At 71.8% G+C, this 19662-nt stretch carries 11 protein-coding genes; 6 read left to right on the top strand and 5 right to left on the bottom strand.

Annotated elements, in window-relative coordinates; translation table 11 throughout:
- Window positions 1-177: 177 nt before the first annotated feature.
- Window positions 178-930, top strand: a complete 753-nt coding sequence (locus tag FB157_RS26965) for a hypothetical protein (protein WP_261386564.1) — start codon at window positions 178-180, stop codon at window positions 928-930.
- Between the two features lie 225 nt (window positions 931-1155).
- On the opposite strand, the gene FB157_RS26960 is transcribed toward FB157_RS26965, so the two are convergent.
- The 3 genes from FB157_RS26960 to FB157_RS26950 all read right to left on the bottom strand — a co-directional run bounded on the left by FB157_RS26960 (window position 1156) and on the right by FB157_RS26950 (window position 8417).
- Window positions 1156-3648 (bottom strand): tetratricopeptide repeat protein, encoded by a 2493-nt coding sequence (locus FB157_RS26960; RefSeq protein ID WP_145883249.1) that lies wholly within the window; start codon window positions 3646-3648, stop codon window positions 1156-1158.
- Window positions 3649-4049: 401 nt separating this feature from the next.
- Entirely contained in the window at window positions 4050-6770 is a 2721-nt protein-coding gene (gene ppdK, locus FB157_RS26955; protein WP_145883248.1) for a pyruvate, phosphate dikinase, read from the bottom strand.
- Between the two features lie 417 nt (window positions 6771-7187).
- A complete protein-coding gene (locus FB157_RS26950; protein WP_186581699.1) occupies window positions 7188-8417 on the bottom strand; it encodes an ROK family transcriptional regulator in 1230 nt (409 codons plus the stop codon).
- A gap of 120 nt (window positions 8418-8537) precedes the next feature.
- Here FB157_RS26950 and FB157_RS26945 point away from each other — a divergent pair, with 120 nt between their 5' ends.
- The 3 genes from FB157_RS26945 to FB157_RS26935 all read left to right on the top strand — a co-directional run bounded on the left by FB157_RS26945 (window position 8538) and on the right by FB157_RS26935 (window position 14364).
- Entirely contained in the window at window positions 8538-9968 is a 1431-nt protein-coding gene (locus FB157_RS26945; RefSeq protein ID WP_145883246.1) for an MGH1-like glycoside hydrolase domain-containing protein, read from the top strand.
- Window positions 9965-11902 carry a glycogen debranching N-terminal domain-containing protein gene (locus tag FB157_RS26940; protein WP_145883245.1) on the top strand — a complete coding sequence of 646 codons (1938 nt, stop codon included), beginning with the start codon at window positions 9965-9967 and terminating at the stop codon, window positions 11900-11902. The genes FB157_RS26945 and FB157_RS26940 overlap by 4 nt, the downstream gene beginning before the upstream one ends.
- Window positions 11903-12753: 851 nt before the next feature.
- Window positions 12754-14364, top strand: coding sequence for a sulfatase-like hydrolase/transferase (locus tag FB157_RS26935; protein WP_145883389.1), 1611 nt, complete (start codon window positions 12754-12756; stop codon window positions 14362-14364).
- Between the two features lie 14 nt (window positions 14365-14378).
- On the opposite strand, the gene dusB is transcribed toward FB157_RS26935, so the two are convergent.
- Window positions 14379-15512 (bottom strand): tRNA dihydrouridine synthase DusB, encoded by a 1134-nt coding sequence (gene dusB / locus FB157_RS26930; protein ID WP_145883244.1) that lies wholly within the window; start codon window positions 15510-15512, stop codon window positions 14379-14381.
- A 179-nt stretch (window positions 15513-15691) separates the two neighbouring features.
- Between dusB and FB157_RS26925 the strand changes: the two genes are divergently transcribed.
- Complete coding sequence (locus FB157_RS26925) at window positions 15692-17143, top strand: MFS transporter (RefSeq protein ID WP_145883243.1); 1452 nt, start codon at window positions 15692-15694, stop codon at window positions 17141-17143.
- A gap of 15 nt (window positions 17144-17158) precedes the next feature.
- Here the strand turns inward: FB157_RS26925 and FB157_RS26920 are convergent, their stop codons facing one another.
- Window positions 17159-18043: a helix-turn-helix transcriptional regulator gene (locus tag FB157_RS26920; protein WP_145883242.1), complete on the bottom strand. Its 885-nt coding sequence runs from the start codon at window positions 18041-18043 to the stop codon at window positions 17159-17161.
- Window positions 18044-18144: 101 nt separating this feature from the next.
- Between FB157_RS26920 and FB157_RS26915 the strand changes: the two genes are divergently transcribed.
- Complete coding sequence (locus FB157_RS26915; protein WP_145883241.1) at window positions 18145-19572, top strand: MFS transporter; 1428 nt, start codon at window positions 18145-18147, stop codon at window positions 19570-19572.
- The last annotated feature ends 90 nt before the right edge of the window (window positions 19573-19662 follow it).

Genomic DNA, 19662 nt, shown 5'->3' with positions numbered 1-19662 from the left:
TGAGGCGTAGAAGTGCCGAAGATCATCTTTCTCGCTGCATGCGCAGGCCGGTCGGTGCACCGGTGGGCCCGGACGGCCCCTGGGCGGTTCCCGCGCCTGGCGGGAGGCTGAATGCAACAGACCCGCGTCCGCCGGGTCGGGCGGTCGCGGCAGGGACAGCCCGAAGGGGTGATGATCATGCCCAGTACGAACAGGCGGACCGCTGCCGCGCTCGCGGCCCTCGCGCTGGCGGGCACGCTGGCCGCCGGATGCGCGGCGGGCGACAGCGCCTCCAGGGGCGCCTCCCTCCGCCCGGCCGCCGCGCCAAGCCTCTCCGGCAGCGACTGCTGGAGGTCGGGCACGTCGGGCGACAACTGGGACGACTGGGATTCGTGGGGGCCCGGCATGGGGTCGGGCATGATGGGCAACGACTGCTCGTGGGGGCCCGGCATGATGGGCGGTCGCTACTGGCAGCGCGGCAACGGCACCCCGGTGAAGACCATGGACCAGGCCCGACAGCGCGCCGACGCCTTCGCCGGCTTGCTCAACCTGCGCGTCGGCGAGGTCATGCAGTTCTCGAAGAACTTCTACGCCGAACTGGAGACCCCCTCGGGGAAGCCGGCCACCGAGATCCTCGTCGACCCGGCCGACGGTGACACCGGGATCGAGTACGGCCCGGCGATGATGTGGAACACCGACTACGGCATGCACCCCCGCGGCCGGACCCAGCCCCGGCTCTCCCGCGAGCAGGCCCAGGACCGCGCTCAGCAGTGGCTGCGCGACCAGGGCAGCGGCCTGACCGCCGGTGAGGCAGAGGCGTTCCCGGGCTACTACACCCTGCACACCGTGCGCTCCGGGAAGATCAACGGAATGCTGTCGGTCAACGCTTCCACCGGCGCCGTGTGGGACCACACCTGGCACGGCACCTACATCGCCACCAGCGAGCACTGACGAATACCGGGACCCGTGCCCCCTGGGGGGAGACCCCAGCGTCAGCCTCATGGGCGTTCGCCGTCCACGCCGTGGACCATCTCTGGGCCAACGTACCGCTCCCATGGCTAGTTTGGGGCATCAGTGCAGGTCAGGGAACGGGGGCAGCGCAAGGCCGCGGCGGTCCTGAAAGCCGCCGTAGTGCGAGGCCGTGAGGAGCGGCGTCCCCGGAGGGCAACGGGACCCTCAGGCGTGGGGTGTCTCTCCCGCCTTCCCCCGCCAGTGGGCGAGGTTGTTGCGGGTGGTCAGGGTGTCGGGGTGGTCCTCACCCAGTACCCGCAGCTGGTCGGCCAGCAGCTGCTCGAACGCGGCAGCGGCGCCGGCCGCGTCCCCCGCCTCCCCCCGCCAGTGAGCGAGGTTGTTGCGGGTGGCCAAGGCGTGGGGGTGGTCCTCACCCTGCACCCGCAGCTGGTCGGCCAGCAGCTGCTCGTACGCGGCTGCGGCGCCGGCCGCGTCGCCCGCCTCCCCCCGCCAGTGGGCGAGGTTGTTGCGGGTGGTCAAGGTGCGGGGGTGGTCCTTACCCAACACCCGCAGCCGGTCGGCCAGCAGCTCCTCGAGCGCGGCTCCGGCGCCGGCCGGGTCTCCTGTCTCGCCCAGAAGGTGGGCGAGGTTGTGACGGGTGGTCAGGGTGTGGGGGTGGTCCTCGCCCAGCACCCGCAGCCGGTCGGCCAGCAGCTGCTCGAGCGCGGCTGCGGCGCCGGCCGCGTCCCCCGCCTCCGCCCGCCACCGGGCAAGGTTGCTGCGGGCGGTCAGGGTGTGGGGGTGGTCCTCACCCTGCACCCGCAGCCGGTCGGCCAGCAGCTGCTCGAACCCGGCAGCGGCGCCAGCCGCGTCCCCCGCCTTTCCCCGCCAGTGGGCGAGCTCGTTGCGGGTGGCCAGGGTGTCGGGGTGGTCCTCACCCTGCACCCGCAGCCGGTCGGCCAGCAGCTGCTCGAACGCGGCAGCGGCACTGGCCGCGTCCCCCGTCTCCCCCCGCCACCGGGCGAGCTCGTGGCGGGTGGCCAGGGTGTCGGGGTGGTCCTCGCCCAGCACCCGCAGCCGGTCGGCCAGCAGCTGCTCGAACGAGGCAGCGGCACCGGCCGCGTCCCCCGCCTCCCCCCGCCAGTAGGCGAGGTTGTGGCGGGCGGTCAGGGTGTCGGGGTGGTCGGGGCCCAGGCGGTGGCCGGTGGTTTCGGTCAGGCGCTGGAAATGGGCTGTGGCGGCGGTGACCTGACCGGCCTCGCCGAGGCTGCGTCCGGCCAGGTACAGCACCGCATGCACGTCGGGCCGGTGGAGGGCGTCTTCGGCGGTGCGGGTGAGGGTGGTGGTGTTGGCGCGCAGGGCCTGGGCGAGTTCGGTGTCCCGTTCGATGGCGGGCCAGGCCATGGTCAGGGCGTCGGCGGTGGTGCGGGCGAGCTGGTCGTGCCGGCCGGGGGTGAGCGTGTCACGGATGGCGCGCTGGATGAGCTGGTGGACGCGGACGGCCTGGTGGGGGGTGGCGGGGGTGTGGTCGATGAGGCTGAGCCGGCCCAGCGCCCGCAGCGCACCGACTGCCTCGTCCGCAGTCACGGACACGGGAGTGTTGCGGTGCCGGGTCAGGTGGGTGAGGGCGGGTTCGCCGGTCAGGACGGTTTGGGGGATGCCGTTGGGGCTGAGGAACGCGGCGAGCTGGAGCATCGGGCGGGCCAGACCCACCGGGCGCAGGGTGTCGGCGCGCTCGACGGACAGCGACCAGGCCGCCGCCGCGGTCTGGGTCTGGCCGTCGGGGAGGACCTCGGGGGCTGCATCGGTCAGCGAGGCACTACGGTCGGCCAGCAGCCGCCGGTAGGCGGCGGCGCTGATACCGGCGTCGATGAGATAGGCGGCCGCCTGCGACAACGCGAGCGGCAGATGCCCTAAGTCCTGGGCGAGCGCGGCGAGCTGTTCATCCGGCTCACGGCGCTCGCATGCACCCAATGTGGCATTGAGGTAGGCGAGGGACTCGGCCTCGGTGAACAGGCCGACTTTGATCAGGCGGCCGGCCAGGGCCAGGGCGGCATCCTGCCGACGGGTGGTGACCAGGGTCCGGCCGTACGGACCGGCCGGCGGCCACAGACCGTTCAGATCGGCCGGGTCCGTCACGTCGTCGAGCACGACCAGCCACCGGCACGGCTCGGCGTTCGCCTTGGGCTCCAGCCAGGCCAGAAACGCGCGCGCGGCCGTCTCCCGGTCCGCCGGATCGGCGCCCAAGAGTTCCACGGCAGCCTGCGCATACCCGGACGCGGCCGCAGTGGCGTTGCTCGCGGTGATCCACACCAGCACGTCCAGCTCACCGGCCTGCCAGGCCGTGCGGGCATAGTCCGCGGCCAGCTGGGTCTTGCCCACCCCGCCCATCCCGGCCAGCACCTGACCACGCACCGTGTCCTGCCCCACCAGGACCGCGGCCCGGCCACCCGCCAGTGCTTCACGCAGCCGCACCACCTCGGCCCGGGGCTGGAAACAGCCCGCCCTCGGCGGGATCACCCCCACCTGATGCGGCCACCCGGCCGCAGGCCGCCGGGCCCCGTAGTAGTGATGGTGGTCGCCGTGATGGTGATCGCCCTTGCCCGTGACCGGACCAGTGAACACACCACGGCGGAAATCGACGTGATCCCCGCCCTCAGCGCCGTACCGCGCCTCCCCGCCCGCCACCAAAGCCCCCTCGAACACGGCCGGATCCATCACCCCGACCGTACCCGCGCACCCACCCCGGCCACCGGCTGTTCGCGGCACAGAGCAGACCTGGAACAGACCCCGAGGTCACGGATAGCGGACCCAGCCCGTTGTAGAGCTGCCGACCGTCGGCAGGCGGGACCCGGCCAGCTCCTGGAGGGCACACCCAGGGCACAGCAACGTCACGCAGGATCAACGGCAACCAGCGCCGGCAATCGCCATCTGGCCCGCTCAGCGACGTAGCTCGACCGTCTCTCCAGACGATGCACGGAAGGGCGCCACCCCCGCACAGGGTGGCGCCCCTCCTTCTCGTGCGCCGGAGCCGCCGCCGATCGGTCTGAGGGTCGGGGACCGACGGCGGCTCCGGGGTCGGGGAAGGCCGGGCGCAGGGGCCGGGCCTCCGGCGGGGGTCAGCGGTGGTCGCTGCCCTCCGACTGGGTGGCCGCGCGGCCTGCCTCGAGGCGGGCGACCGGGATGCGGAACGGGGAGCAGGAGACGTAGTCCAGGCCGGCCTCGTGGAAGAAGTGGACCGACTCGGGGTCACCGCCGTGCTCGCCGCAGACGCCGAGCTTCAGGTCGGGACGGGTCTCGCGGCCCGCCTTCGCCGCCGCCTTCACCAGGGAGCCGACGCCGTCCTTGTCGATCGTCTCGAAGGGGCTGACGCCGAAGATGCCCTTCTCCAGGTAGGCCGTGAAGAACGAGGCCTCCACGTCGTCGCGGCTGAAGCCCCACACCGTCTGGGTCAGGTCGTTCGTGCCGAAGGAGAAGAACTCCGCCGCCTCGGCGATCTGGCCGGCCGTGAGGGCCGCTCGCGGCAGCTCGATCATGGTGCCGATCGCCAGCTTCAGCCGGGTGCCGGTGGCCGCCTCGACCTCGGCGATGACCTGGTCGGCCTCCTCGCGGACGATCTCCAGCTCCTGGACCGTGCCGACGAGCGGGATCATGATCTCGGCGCGCGGGTCGCCCTTGCCGTTCTTGCGCTCGGCCGCGGCCTCGGCGATGGCGCGGACCTGCATCGTGAACAGACCGGGGATGACCAGGCCGAGGCGGACACCGCGCAGACCCAGCATCGGGTTCTGCTCGTGCAGGCGGTGGACCGCCTGGAGCAGCCGCAGCTCGTTCTCGTGCGGCTCCTGGCGGGACTCGGCCAGGGCGACACGGACCGACAGCTCCGTGATGTCGGGCAGGAACTCGTGCAGCGGCGGGTCGAGGAGGCGGATGGTCACGGGCAGGCCGTCCATCGCCTCGAACAGCTCGACGAAGTCCTTCTTCTGCAGGGGCAGCAGCTCCCGCAGGGCGGCCTCACGCACCTCCTCGGTGTCCGCGAGGATCAGCTTCTCGACCATCTCGCGGCGCTCACCGAGGAACATGTGCTCGGTACGGCACAGGCCGATGCCCTGCGCGCCGAAGCGACGGGCGCGCAGCGCGTCCTCGGCGTTGTCCGCGTTGGCGCGCACCCGCAGGCGGCGCTTGCGGTCGGCGAAGGCCATCATGCGGTGCACGGCCTCGACCAGCTCGTCGGCGTCGTCGGCGCCCGGGTGCATCCGGCCCTCGAAGTACTCCACCACGGGGGACGGGACCACCGGGACCTCACCGAGGTACACCTTGCCGCTCGACCCGTCGATGGAGATCAGGTCGCCTTCCTCGACGACGTGACCGCCGGGGACCGTCATACGGCGGCGCTTGGTGTCGACCTCCAGCTCCTCGGCGCCACAGACACAGGTCTTGCCCATGCCGCGCGCGACGACGGCCGCGTGGGAGGTCTTGCCACCGCGGGAGGTCAGGATGCCCTCGGCCGCGATCATGCCGTCGAGGTCGTCGGGGTTGGTCTCCCGGCGGACCAGGATGACCTTCTCGCCCGAGCGGGACCACTTCACCGCGGTGTACGAGTCGAAGACCGCCTTGCCGACCGCGGCGCCCGGCGAGGCCGCGATGCCCCGGCCGACCTGCTCGGCCTTGGCGTGCTCGTCGAAGCGCGGGAACATCAGCTGCGCCAGCTGGGCGCCGGTGACGCGCTGCAGCGCCTCGGTCTCGTCGATCAGGCCCTGGTCCACCAGCTGGGTGGCGATGCGGAAGGCGGCACCGGCGGTGCGCTTGCCGACTCGGGTCTGGAGCATCCAGAGCTGGCCGCGCTCGATGGTGAACTCGATGTCGCAGAGATCCTTGTAGTGGTTCTCCAGGATCTCCATGATCTGCATGAGCTGGTCGTACGACTTCTTGTCGATCGACTCCAGCTCCGCGAGCGGGACCGTGTTGCGGATGCCCGCGACCACGTCCTCGCCCTGGGCGTTCTGGAGGTAGTCGCCGTAGACGCCCTGGTGGCCCGAGGCGGGGTCGCGGGTGAAGGCGACGCCGGTGCCGGAGTCGGGGCCCAGGTTGCCGAAGACCATGGAGCAGACGTTCACCGCGGTGCCCAGGTCACCGGGGATGCGCTCCTGGCGGCGGTAGAGCTTGGCGCGGTCGGTGTTCCACGAGTTGAAGACCGCCTCGATGGCGAGGTCCATCTGCTCGCGCGGGTCCTGCGGGAAGTCCCGGCCGGCCTCGGTCTTGACGATCTTCTTGAACTTGGTGACCAGCTTCTTCAGGTCGGCCGCTTCGAGGTCCGTGTCCACGGTGACCTTCTTGGCCGCCTTGGCCGCCTCGAGGGCCTCCTCGAAGAGCTCGCCGTCGACGCCGAGGACGGTCTTGCCGAACATCTGGATGAGACGGCGGTAGGAGTCCCACGCGAAGCGGTCGTCGCCGGCCTGCTTGGCCAGGCCCTGGACCGACTTGTCGGAGAGGCCGATGTTCAGGACCGTGTCCATCATGCCGGGCATGGAGAACTTCGCGCCGGAGCGGACGGAGACCAGCAGCGGGTCGTCGGCCTGGCCGAGCTTCTTGCCCATGTTCTGCTCGAGGGCGTCGAGGTGCGCACTCACCTCGTCACGCAGTGCCGCGGGCTCCTCACCGCTCTCCAGGTAGACCTTGCAGGCCTCCGTGGTGATGGTGAAGCCGGGAGGGACCGGAAGACCCAGGTTGGTCATCTCGGCGAGGTTGGCACCCTTGCCGCCGAGGAGGTCCTTGAGGTCCTTGTTGCCCTCGGTGAAGTCGTAAACGAACTTCGCTACGTGGGGTTCTTTGTTTTCCGACACGGGTCTCGACTCCTTGAGGCCGCGGTGGCTGCCCTGACGGCGAGGAACATACCCAGATCGAAGGCGCCTGGGTACGTCCACTTGTGCGTCATGGGCCTGTAACCAGTCGTCCGCCAGTGGATCGAAAGTCAAAGCTTGACAAGCAGAGCGCGGCTGATGTTTTCACTTCTTGAAGACAGCGAGGCCCACAGGGCCGTTTTTCCGCTCAGGTGAGCGCACCTACAGCACATCTGATTTCGATCGATGAACGATCAAGGGGTGGCACGGAGTGCCACCCCTTGGAGAAGTGCAGTCGCTCATGATCCGCTCATCTGAGCGCAACCCTTATCAAGGGTGGCGAGAATCACGCTGCCACAGCGGGCCGGATTTCACCATGCGGACGTCATCTGAGACCGGAAACAGAGGGAAACGCACACGTCACACGCCCAGTGCGAGGAGTCGCGCCTCCACCCGCTCCGGCGCGTACAGATGCTCCACGACCAGCGCCCCGGCGCCCAGCAGCCCGGCCCGCTCACCCAGCCGGGACGTCACGACGTCCAGGTGGGCGGTGGAGCGGGGCAGCGCCCGCTGGTAGAGCAGCTCCCGGACACCGGTGAGGAAGGGGGTTCCGGCCAGATCCCCGGCGATCATCAGGACGCCGGGGTTGAGCAGGGTCACGACCGTCGCCAGCACGTCCCCCACCTGGCGCCCGGCCTCCCGGGCCAGTGCGGCCGCCTCCGGGTGCCCGGCGGCCAGCAGGTCCCGCACGTCCGAGCCGGACGCGGCCGGCACCCCGGACTCGGCCAGCCGCCGGGCCACGGCGCCACCGCTGGCGACGGCGGCGAGACAGCCGTACGAACCGCACCGGCACAGCGCCTCGGCGCCCACCCGAATGTGTCCGATGTCGCCCGCCCCGCCGTCGACGCCCCGGAAGATCGAGCCGTCGACGACGACTCCGGCGCCGATACCCGTGGACACCTTGACCAGCACGAATGCCGAGCAGTCGGGGTGTCCGGTGCGCTGTTCGCCGTAGGCCATGAGGTTGGCATCGTTGTCCACCAGCACCGGGACCGCGGGGGCGCCGGTGTGCTCGGTGAAGGCGCGGGAGAGGCGGCCCCGTATGTCGTAGCCGTCCCAGCCCGGCATGATCGGCGGCTGCACCACCCGGCCGGTCTCGCTGTCCACAGGACCGGGCACCGCGAGCCCGATGCCGCACACCTCCTCCGCCCGGTGCCCCGCCTTGACCAGCAGCTCGCCGAACCAGCGGCCGAGTTCGCCCAGGACGGCCTCGGGTCCGTCCTCGACGGCCAGGGTGCCGGAGTGTTCGGCGAGTATCTCGCCGGTCAGGGTGAGGACGGCCGCCCGGGCGTGCCGGGTGTCGAGGTCGGCGGCGAGCACGATCGCGTGGGCGTCGTCGAACTCCAGGGTGATCGAGGGGCGCCCGCCGAGCGGCGAGTCGACCGGGCCGCCGGCGCCCTCGCGCAGCCAGCCGGCCCGGAACAGCCGGTCGAGGCGCTGGCCGACGGTGGCACGGGAGAGTCCGGTGGCCTGCTGGAGCGCGCCGCGGGTCACGGCTCGCCCGCTGCGCACCAGTTCGAGCAGATCGCCGGCGCTGGCCTGACTGCTGCCCTTCGTGGCCTTGCCGGTTCTGCCGGGCCGTCCGGTCATGCACACCCCCTTGTGTTTCTCAAGTTTGCCTTACATATTGAGTTTTGCGTGTTAAATAGACGTAACCCTGCGGTAGCCACAACCAAACCCGGTCGGCCGGATGTCTTCGGGGAGCCCCGAGTGGATCGCACTGCCCAGCTCACTGCCCGTGTCACGGAGCGCGAGATCGCATACGATCCGCCGGCCGCGTACACATCCCTGCACGTCAGGGCCGCCGAGGTGCTGGAGGCGAACTGGACGGGCAGCTCGACCGTGCCCTCCCGGAGCCTGTATCCGCACCAGTGGTCGTGGGACTCGGCGTTCATCGCGATCGGCCTCAGGCACCTCTCGCCGCTGCGGGCGCAGACGGAGCTGGAGACGCTGCTGGCGGCCCAGTGGGGCGACGGGCGCGTCCCGCACATCGTCTTCAACCCCTCCGTACGCCTCGACGCGTACTTCCCGAGCCCCGACTTCTGGCGCTCCTCGACCGCGGGGCGTGCTGCGGGCGCCCCGCGCACCGTACAGACCTCCGGCATCGTGCAGCCACCGGTGCACGCGCTGGCGGCCTGGCTGGTGCACTGCGCCGACCCCGGTCTGTCGCGGGCGCGCGGCTTCCTCGCGGGGGTGTATCCGCGGCTGGCCGCCTGGCACCGGTATCTGCTGCACCGGCGGGACCTGGGCGGGGGCGGTCTGGTGTCGGTCGTGCACCCCTGGGAGCAGGGAATGGACAACAGCCCCTGCTGGGACGCCCCGCTGGCCCGCGTGACCCCGGCCCCGGCCCGCTCCTTCCGGCGCGCCGACCTCGACCACGGCGCCGCCGAGGACCGGCCGACGGATCTGGACTACGGGCGGTACGTACGGCTGGCCTCGGACTACCGGGACGCCGGGTACGCCGACGGGCACGCCGAGTTCGCCGTCGAGGACCCGGCGTTCAACGCCCTCCTCATCGCCTCCGAGCATGCGCTGGCGCGGATCGCCGGGGAACTGGGCGCGCCCGGCACCGCCCGCCACGCGCGCGCCGAACGGCTGACGGCGGCCCTGGCCGAGCGGCTGTGGGACCCGGCCAGCGGGATGTTCCTGTGCCGGGACCTGCGGGGCGGCGGGCTGGTTCCCGAGCGCAGCGTCTCCGGCCTCGTCCCGCTCCTCCTCCCCGGCCTAGCGCGCGAGCTGGTCGCGACCCTCGTCCGTACGCTCGGCGGCCCGCACTTCGGGCTCGGCAGCGACACCAGGCTGGTGCCGAGCTACGACCTCCTCGGTGAGGCCTTCGACCCGCACCGGTACTGGCGGGGCCCGGCCTGGTTCAACACGAGCTGGCTGCTGGAGCGCGGGCTGCGCACGCACGGCGACCGGGAGCGGGCCGACGCGCTGCGGGAGGCGGTGCTGAGCCTCGCCGGGGCCACCGGCTTCGCCGAGTACGTCGACCCGTACACCGGCGAGGCATGCGGCGCGACCGGCTTCGGCTGGACCGCCGCACTCACGCTCGACCTGCTCCACCGGCCCGTGGGACACGGCGTGTCCCCCACGGGCCCCGGCACGTTCGACAGAAGTGACAAGGGAGGGGACCGGGCATGACGGACCGGCATCATCTGCTCGTGCACGGGGCGACGTTCGCCGCCGTGGGCGACCGGGGCGACATCAGCGGGGTGCGGGGCGGCGGCTCCCCGGACGGGTTATTCGTACGGGACGCCCGGCACCTCAGCCGCTGGCAGCTCACCGTCGACGGCGCGGTGCCCGAGGTGCTCACGCCGGTCACGGACGGCGACACGACCCGGTGCGTGCTGGTGCCGCGCGGCGGCCGGCAGGAGCCGCCCGCACACACCCTCTTCCGTGAACAGGCCGTCGGCGACAGCTCGTTCGTCGAGTCCCTGCGGGTGACCAGCAACCGTCCCGCGCCCACCACCGTCCGGCTCGCCATCACCGCCGACGCCGACTTCACCGACCAGTTCGAGCTGCGCGCCGACCACCGCACCTACGTCAAGGCAGGCGCCGTACGCTCCCGCCACGTCCTCGACGACGGCATCGAGTTCACCTACCGGCGGGCCGAATGGCGGTCCTGTACGACCATCACGGCCGACCCCGCGCCCGAAGCCGTCGAGGAGACCGGCACCGGTGCGCGCCGCCTGGTGTGGACCCTGGACCTGGAACCCCACGGCACGACCGAGCTGGTGCTGCGCGTGATGGCCCGCCCGCACGGCGACAGGCGGGCCCTGCGCGTGCCGCGCTCCCCCGCCTCGGTGAACGAGCAGGTCCTCGCGCTGGAGGAGAGGTTCGTGGAGGGAGTGGCCTTCCCGACCGGCTGGCCGGAGCTGGCGGCGGCCTGCGCCCGCGGCCTGTCCGACCTGGCCGCGCTGCAGGTCCCGGCGACCGGACCGGACGGCGAGGAACTGCGCGTCCCGGCGGCGGGCGCCCCCTGGTTCCTCACCCTGCTCGGCCGGGACGCCCTGCTCACCGCCCTGTTCGCCCTGCAGTACCGCCCTCAGCTGGCCGCGGCCACCCTGCCCGCGCTGGCCGCCACCCAGGCGACCGGGACCGCGGTGTCCCGGGTCGCCCAGCCCGGCAAGATCGTGCACGAGGTGCGGCACGGCGAGCTGGCGCACTTCGGGCAGGTGCCGTTCGGGCGGTACTACGGCTCGGTCGACGCGACCCCGCTGTTCCTGATCCTGCTCGGGGCGTACGTCGAACAGACCGGCGACGCCGTCCTGGCCCGCCGCCTCGAACCGCACGCCCGCGCGGCGATCGGCTGGATGCTGGACCACGGCGGGCTGACCTCTCGCGGCTATCTCGTCTACCGCGCCGACGAGGGGGGCCTCGCCAACCAGAACTGGAAGGACTCCCCCGGCGCGATCTGCTGGTCCGACGGCACCCGGCCCACCGGCGCGGTGATGGCGGCGGGCGCCCAGGGCTACGCGTACGACGCGCTGCGCCGCACGGCGTGGGTGGCGCGCACGGTGTGGGCCGACGAGACGTACGCCGCCCTGCTGGAGCAGGCGGCGGCCGATCTCCGGGACCGCTTCCAGCGGGACTTCTGGATGGAGGATCGCTCCTTCCCGGCGCTCGCGCTGGACGGGGAGGGCCACCAGGTCGACGCGCTGGCCTCGGACGCGGGGCATCTGCTGTGGTCGGGGCTGCTGGACAAGGAGTACGGCGAGGTCGTCGGCCGGCGGCTGCTGGAACCGGACTTCTTCTCCGGCTGGGGCGTCCGCACCCTCGCCTCCGGCCAGCCGGCGTACCACCCGCTCTCCTACCACCGGGGTTCGGTCTGGCCGCACGACAACGCGCTGATCACGCTGGGTCTGGCCCGCTACGGCCTGCACGACGAGGCCCGTACGGTGGCGCACGCCCTGGTCGACGCGGCGACGGCCGCCGGACACCGGCTGCCCGAGGTGCTGGCGGGCTACGGCCGCGACACCCATCCCGTGCCCGTTCCATACCCGCACGCGTGCATCCGCGAATCCCGTTCGGCGGCGGCGCCGCTCGCGCTGCTCACGGCGGTCGGCGGAGCCTAGTCGCGGCGAGAGAAGGGACTTTGACCGGGCGTTTGCCCGGTGTTTGCCGAGGGCCGTGAACAGCGGACTCGGGCGGGCCGTACCGGATGACGGCGGGCCAGGCGGGCCGGGGTTCATCCGGCCCTGTCCAGCCTCCCCAGCGTGGCCCGCCGACTCCGTCACGGGTCTCGCACGGAAGGACCTCCGGGTTGCCTCAGCACACGAGCACGCGCCAGTCATCGAGTACGGCAGGGGGAGCCGAGGCTGTCCTCGACGAACGGGACGACGAGCGAACGCCGGCGGCGAAAGCCGCCGGCACGACGGAGACCGCGGAAGACCTCCGTGAAGAGCCCGCACCGGCAGCCACGGTCGCGGACTCCATAGCCGAGGAAGCGCCCGGGGAAGCACCCCGGGAAGCCACCGGCCGGATCGCCGAGGAAGCCCCGGCAAAAACCCCGGTGGAACCCACAGCGGAAGCACCCGCTGAAGCTGCCCCGGACACCCTGGCGGAAGCGCCCACCGAAGCTGCCCCGCAAACCGTGGCGGAAGCGCCCGAGGGAACCGCCGCTGCACCCCTGACGGAAACCGGCGCGGCAGCAACCGCTCAAGCCACCCCGGAAACCTCCACGGAAGCGCCCGAGGAAGCCGCCGAGAAGCCCGCCGCTGCAACCCTGGCGGAAACGGGTTCGGATGCGCCCGAGGCCACCGCCGCGGAAACCGTCGAGGAATCCCGTGCGGACGCCCGGAAGGACGCCCCCGAGCAGCCCGCCGAAGAAGCCACCCCCCGCCCGGCCCGCCGCAGTCGGGTGTTCTGGTCCTCGCGGACGCGGCGCTGGCGGGAGGCGCACCCGACTGCCGCGCAGGTCCTCTCCGTGAGCGTCAACGTGCTGGCCACGCTCCTCGTGGTCGCCGCGCTCGTGATGCCCAACAGTGTCGTCCGGCTCGGGCCCGAGAAGTTCCTGCGCATACCGGGAGAGGCCGTCATCGGCGCCGCGCTGATGCTCGCCCTGCCGCGCCGGCCCCGGATCGTGCTGGCCGCCGTGTCCGGGGTCGCGCTCGGCGCGATGACCGTGCTGAACCTGCTCGACATGGGGTTCAACCAGTATCTCGGCCGCAGCTTCAACCTGGTTCTCGACTGGAGCCTGCTCGGCGACGCGCAGTCGTACCTGGAGGACTCGCTGGGCCGCACGGCCACACTCGCCGCCACCGCCGGTCTGATCGCGGTGATCCTGCTGCTGTTCGTGCTGCTGGCGCTGTCCACGGTCCGGCTGAGCAACCTGCTCGCCCGGCACACCGGCACCGCGACCCGCGGCACGCTGGTCGCGGGCGTCGTCTGGATCACCTGCTCCTCGCTCGGCCTGCAGATCTCCGGCGTGCCGATCGCCTCGGACCGCACGGCCGCCGGTGTGAAGATCCAGGCCCGCCGGGTGGCGGACACCCTGCGGGACGAGGCGGAGTTCCAGAAGGTGGCCAAGGTGGACGCCTTCGGCAACACCCCCGCCTCCCAGCTCGTGCCCGACCTGCGCGGCAAGGACATGATCTTCACGTTCATCGAGAGCTACGGCCGCAGCGCCATCGAGGACCCGATCATGGCGCCCGGCGTCGACAGCACCCTGGACGCGCGCACCAAGGCCATCGCCAAGGCCGGCTACCACGCCAAGAGCGGCTGGCTGACCTCGGCGACCTACGGCGGCAGCAGCTGGCTCGGGCACTCCACCACGCTGTCGGGGCTGTGGATCAACAACCAGCAGCGCTACCGCACCGTCATGGCGAGCGACCACCTCAGCCTCACCAAGGCCTTCAAGAAGACGGGCGCCTGGAACACGGTCGGTGTGATGCCGGGCGTGCAGAAGGCCTGGCCGGAGCAGAGCTTCTACGGCCTCGACAAGGTCTACAACGCCTTCGAACTCGGCTACAAGGGACCGAAGTTCAGCTGGTCGACCATGCCTGACCAGTACGCGCTCGAGCAGTTCCAGCAGCGGGTGCACGGCAGGAAGCACGACAAGCCGATGATGTCGGAGATCATCCTGACCTCCAGCCACCAGCCGTGGGCGCCGATCCCGAAGATGGTCGGCTGGGACCAGCTGGGCGACGGCTCGATCTTCAAGGGCATCCAGGCAGCGGGCAACAAGCCGGCCGACGTCATCGCCGACACCACCAAGTCCCGCGAGGAGTACGGCAAGTCGATCCAGTACTCGGTGACCGCGCTGACCGAGTGGCTGGAGCGCTACGGCACCGACGACACCGTGCTGGTCTTCCTCGGCGACCACCAGCCGATCGCCCGGGTCAGCGGCAACCACGCCAGCCGTGACGTGCCGATCTCGATCGTCGCCAAGGACCCGAAGGTCCTGGACAAGATCGCCGGCTGGGGCTGGACGGACGGCCTCCGCCCCGCGCACAGTGCCCCGGTCTGGAAGATGAGCGCGTTCCGCGACCGCTTCCTGACGGCATACGGCTCGACCCCGCACCCGAAGAACGGCTGAGACCGGCTCCGGGGTCAGCCCCCGGAGGTGTCCAGCTCCGCGTCCTCGCTGACGCCCGCGCAGTCGTACGGGTCCTTCAGCCAGCCGTCCGGCAGCACCACTCGGTTGTTGCCGGACGTGCGGCCGCGGGGGCCGTCCGCGCCGGCCGGCCAGGCCTGGTCGAGGTCCAGCTCGTCCAGGCCGGCCCGCAGCTCCTGCAGCGAGGACGTGATCGCGAGACGCTTGCGCATCTCGGAGCCGACCGAGAAGCCCTTCAGGTACCAGGCCACGTGCTTGCGGAAGTCGACGACGCCCTTCGACTCGTCGCCGATCCACTCGCCGAGGAGGGTGGCGTGCCGGACCATGATGTCGGCCACCTCGCGGAGCGTGGGCCGCTCGATGTCTTCCGTGCGGCCCTCGAACGCGGCCACCAGGTCGGCGAAGAGCCAGGGCCGGCCCAGGCAGCCCCGCCCGACGACCACGCCGTCGCAGCCGGTCTCCCGCACCATCCGCAGCGCGTCCTGCGCCGACCAGATGTCGCCGTTGCCGAGCACCGGGATCTCCGGGACGTGTTCCTTCAGGCGGGCGATGGCGTCCCAGTCGGCCGTGCCGCCGTAGTGCTGGGCGGCCGTACGACCATGCAGCGCGATCGCCGTGACCCCCTCCTCGACGGCGATGCGGCCGGCGTCGAGGAAGGTGATGTGTTCGTCGTCGATGCCCTTGCGCATCTTCATCGTGACCGGGAGGTCGCCCGCGCCGGAGACCGCCTCGCGCAGGATCGCGCGCAGCAGGTTCCGCTTGTAGGGCAGGGCCGAGCCGCCGCCCTTGCGCGTCACCTTCGGGACCGGGCAGCCGAAGTTCAGGTCGATGTGGTCGGCCAGGTCCTCCTCGGCGATCATGCGGACGGCCTTGCCGACGGTCGCCGGGTCGACGCCGTACAGCTGGATCGAGCGCGGCGTCTCGGTCGCGTCGAAGTGGATCAGCTGCATGGTCTTCTCGTTGCGCTCGACCAGCGCGCGAGTCGTGATCATCTCGCTGACGAACAGCCCCTTGCCGCCGCTGAACTCCCGGCACAGCGTGCGGAAGGGCGCGTTGGTGATCCCCGCCATGGGTGCGAGCACGACGGGCGGCACGACGGCGTGCGGGCCGATGGTGAGCGGGTGGGTCATCAGACGACTCCGGGACGGGCTGCGACAACAGGCAAGGACCCATTGTCCCTCACCCGCCGGACAGCTCCGCGAGCCGCCGGAGCCACCCCCTGCGTCCTCGCCATAATCGCCGTGATCACCATGATCGTGTAACGCTCATTAGTTAGACGCACTATCGAAATCGGCGTACGATGAGACCCATGCCCGAGCTCAGTCACCGCCGACGTCTGCTCGTACTCGCGATCTGCTGCATGAGCCTGCTGATCGTGAGCCTCGACAACACCGTCCTGAACGTGGCGCTGCCCTCGCTGCAGCGGGATCTGAACGCCCCCACCTCCGGTCTGCAGTGGACGATCGACGCCTACACGCTGGTGCTGGCCTCGCTGCTGATGCTCGCGGGCTCCACGGCCGACCGGATCGGCCGCCGGAAGGTGTTCATGGCGGGCCTGGTCGTCTTCTCTATCGGCTCCCTGCTGTGCTCCCTCGCGCCGAGCCTGGAGCTGCTGGTCGCCTTCCGCATGGTCCAGGCGGTCGGCGGCTCGATGCTCAACCCGGTCGCCATGTCGATCATCACCAACACCTTCACCGACGCACGCGAGCGCGCCCGCGCGATCGGCGTCTGGGGCGGCGTGGTCGGTATCTCCATGGCGGCCGGCCCCATCGCCGGCGGCCTGCTGGTGGAGTCGGTCGGCTGGCGCTCGATCTTCTGGGTCAACCTCCCGGTCGGCCTCGCCGCCCTGCTGCTCACCCTGCGTTTCGTCCCCGAGTCCCGCGCACCCAGGCCCCGCCGCCCCGACCCGGTCGGCCAGGTGCTGGTGATCGCCCTGTTCGGCTCGCTGACGTACGCGATCATCGAGGCTCCGGACTCCGGGCCCGGCACGGTCCTGCCGTTCGCCGCGGTGGCCTGTGCCGCGCTGCTGGCACTGCTCTGGTACGAGCCCCGGCGCGCCGAACCCCTCATCGACCTGCGCTTCTTCCGCTCCGCTCCGTTCAGCGGGGCCACCGTGATCGCGATCAGCGCCTTCGCCGCGCTGGGCGGCTTCCTGTTCCTGTCCACGCTGTACCTGCAGAACGTGCGCGGCCTCGACGCCCTGCACGCGGGCCTGTGGATGCTGCCGCTGGCCGGGCCGACGTTCCTGTGCGCGCCGCTGTCCGGACGGCTGGTGGGCAGCCGCGGCCCGCGGTTGCCGTTGCTGGTGGCCGGCGCCGCGATGACCGCGAGCGGGCTGCTGTTCGCCGCGTTCGAGGCGGAGACCTCCGATGCCACGCTCTTCGCCGGGTACGTGCTGTTCGGGATCGGGTTCGGGTTCGTGAACGCGCCGATCACGAACACGGCGGTGTCGGGGATGCCCCGGGCTCAGGCGGGGGTCGCGGCCGCCGTCGCCTCCACCAGCAGACAGCTGGGGCAGACGCTGGGCGTGGCGATAGTGGGCGCGGTCCTCGCCGCGGGGGTCGGCTCGTCGTCGTACAAGGACACGTTCGTGTCCGCGGCCCGGCCCGGCTGGTGGATTCTGACGGCCTGTGGACTGGCCGTGCTGGTGCTCGGTCTGGTCAGCAGTGGGCGGTGGGCCCGGCGGACCGCCGAGCGTACGGCCGAGACCCTGTCCTCGGCCGAGGTGCGACAGGTTGTGGGGGCTTCTGAGCGTGCCTAGCTGCGGCGCTGCGACTCAGGACGTCATCTCGCCCCGGGCCATTTCGAGCAGCTTCTCCAGGCGCTCCCGGGTCTCCTCGTTCTTCGGGGAGTAGGTGATCATCCTCGCCCCCGCCTCCGGGCCCAGCCACAGATCCGTGTGCTCCAGGGTCAGGTGGCCCACGTACGGGTTGAGGAACTCCTTGGTCTTGGTGCGGGTGCCCACCACCTCGTAGCGCTCCCAGTTCTCGCGGAACTCGGGTGACACCGTCATCAGGCGCTTGAGGAGCATCTTCCAGGCGGGCTCGCCCAGGTGGCCGGCCATGGCGGCGCGCAGGCGGGCGGCCATCAGGCGCTGGGAGTCCTCCAGGTGCACGATGGCCGCGCGCCAGTCGGAGTTGGTGTGCACGAGGAGCATGCAGTTGCGGTCCTCGGGCGGGATCGCGTCCAGGTCGCCCAGGAGACGGGCGTAGGTGCGGTTGTAGGCGAGGATGTCGTAGCGGCTGTTCTGGACGCAGGCCGGGATCGGCTCCAGGGTGCGGAGCACCTCGCGCAGGGCCGGGGTGACGCTGGGGCAGCTCGCGGCCGGGGTCGGGTCGGTGGCACCGGCCAGCTGGAACAGGTGGGCGCGCTCGCTGGCGTCCAGCATCAGGGAGCGGGCCAGGGCGTCCAGTACCTGCACGGAGACCTGGATGTCGCGGGCCTGCTCCAGCCAGGTGTACCAGGTGACGCCGACCGCGGAGAGCTGGGCGACCTCCTCCCGGCGCAGACCGGGGGTGCGGCGCCGGGTGCCGCGGGGCAGCCCGACCTGCTCGGGCGGGATGCGCTCGCGCCTGCTGCGCAGAAAGGCGGCAAGCTCGTGCCGGCGGATCTCCGAACCCCGTGTCACCGGGGCGGCGGTCTCCTGAGCCATCGTGGTCATGCCTCCAGGGTGCCGTCGCGCGGAAACTGTTTCCAGGTGGTTCTTGTACCAGGACAAGAAGGCTCTGGTACCAGTCTGAGGCCGCGCGCAGGCTCGGAGGCATGACAGAGACCGTCACGACCACCGCCGTCCGTACCCGGGCGCAATCCCCCGTGCTGAGCGGGCCGGGGCTGTTCACCGTTCTGCTGGCCGCGGCGCTGCCGCTGGTCGACTTCTTCATCGTCAATGTCGCCCTGCCCACCATCGGTGCCGATCTCGCCGCGGGTGAGGCCGTGCTCGAACTGGTCGTGGCCGGGTACGGGGTCGCCTACGCCGTGCTGCTCGTGCTCGGCGGGCGGCTCGGGGACCTGTTCGGGCGGCGGCGGCTGTTCCTCGGCGGTATGGCCGCCTTCGGGCTGACCTCGCTGGCGTGCGGGCTGGCCCCGGGGGCCTGGAGCCTGGTCGCGGCGCGGGTCGCGCAGGGCGCGTCGGCGGCGGCCATGCTGCCGCAGGTGCTCGCCACGATCCAGGCCGCGACGAGCGGCGGCCGGCGGGCCAGGGCCATGAGTCTGTACGGCGCCACGGCCGGGCTGTCGATGGTGGCGGGGCAGATCCTCGGTGGTGTGCTGGTCGCCGCGGACATCGCCGGGAGCGGGTGGCGGTCGATCTTTCTCGTCAATGTGCCGGTGGTGCTGCTGGGGCTGGTGCTGGCCGTGCGGTTCGTACCGGAGACCCGGTCACAGCGCCCGGAGCCCGTCGACGGGCCCGGCACCGTCCTGCTCGCGGTGTCCCTGCTGACCCTGCTGGCCCCGCTCACCGAGGGCCGGGCGACGGGCTGGCCGCTGTGGACGTGGCTGTCGCTGGCCGCGTTCCCGATCGCCGCGGCCGCGTTCTACGCGGTGGAACGGCGGGCGGACCGGCGCGGGCGGACGCCGCTGGTGCCGCCGAGCCTGTTCGCGCATGCGTCGCTGCGGCGGGGGCTGGTGCTGATGCTGCCGTTCTCGATCGGGTTCAGCGGGTTCATGTTCGTGATCGCGCTGGCGCTGCAGCAGGGCGCCGGGCTCGGGCCGGTGCGGGCGGGGCTCGCGCTCGTGCCGATGGCCGTGGTGTTCCTGTTCGTCTCGCTCGCCGGGCCGCGTCTCATCGCCCGGTTCGGCACCCGGGCGGTCACCGCCGGCGCCGCCGTGCAGGGCGTGGGCGTGCTGCTGATCGTCCTGGCCGCCTGGCGCGACTGGCCGCATCTGGACTTCGGCTCGCTGCTGCCGGGCGCGGCCGTGGCCGGGGCCGGGCAGGCGCTGCAGCTCCCCAACCTGATGCGGATCGTGATGTCCGAGATGCCGCCGGACCGGGCGGGTGTCGGCAGCGGTGTGATGGTGACCACCCAGCAGTCCGCGCTCGCCCTGGGCGTGGCCACCCTCGGCACCCTCTTCCTCACCCTCGTGCCGCACCAGGGCATGCGGGACGCGCTGGTCATCACCCTGCTGGTACAGCTGGCCGGGATCGTCCTGACCGGTCTGCTCAGCCTGCGGCTGCCCCGCACGGTCGGCTGAGCCGGGACACGGCTCGGTCAACTCGCCGCGAACGTCTCCCTGTCGATGTTGTTCCTGCTGCACACTCCTGGCGTCGAGGTGTGCCGGACG

This window comes from Streptomyces sp. BK340 (assembly GCF_007827595.1).
GTDB lineage: Bacteria > Actinomycetota > Actinomycetes > Streptomycetales > Streptomycetaceae > Streptomyces.
The sequence above is the reverse complement of the archived record's forward strand: the minus strand, read 5'-3'. Positions and strand labels throughout refer to the sequence as shown.

What these genes read in the sequence shown, in the direction of transcription:
- FB157_RS26965 (WP_261386564.1), top strand. Translation starts at nt 178, where the DNA reads ATGCCCAGTACGAACAGGCGGACCGCTGCCGCGCTCGCGGCCCTCGCG.
- FB157_RS26960 (WP_145883249.1), bottom strand. Translation starts at nt 3,648, where the DNA reads ATGGATCCGGCCGTGTTCGAGGGGGCTTTGGTGGCGGGCGGGGAGGCG.
- FB157_RS26950 (WP_186581699.1), bottom strand. Translation starts at nt 8,417, where the DNA reads ATGACCGGACGGCCCGGCAGAACCGGCAAGGCCACGAAGGGCAGCAGT.
- FB157_RS26940 (WP_145883245.1), top strand. Translation starts at nt 9,965, where the DNA reads ATGACGGACCGGCATCATCTGCTCGTGCACGGGGCGACGTTCGCCGCC.
- dusB (WP_145883244.1), bottom strand. Translation starts at nt 15,512, where the DNA reads ATGACCCACCCGCTCACCATCGGCCCGCACGCCGTCGTGCCGCCCGTC.
- FB157_RS26925 (WP_145883243.1), top strand. Translation starts at nt 15,692, where the DNA reads ATGCCCGAGCTCAGTCACCGCCGACGTCTGCTCGTACTCGCGATCTGC.
- FB157_RS26920 (WP_145883242.1), bottom strand. Translation starts at nt 18,043, where the DNA reads ATGACCACGATGGCTCAGGAGACCGCCGCCCCGGTGACACGGGGTTCG.
- FB157_RS26915 (WP_145883241.1), top strand. Translation starts at nt 18,145, where the DNA reads ATGACAGAGACCGTCACGACCACCGCCGTCCGTACCCGGGCGCAATCC.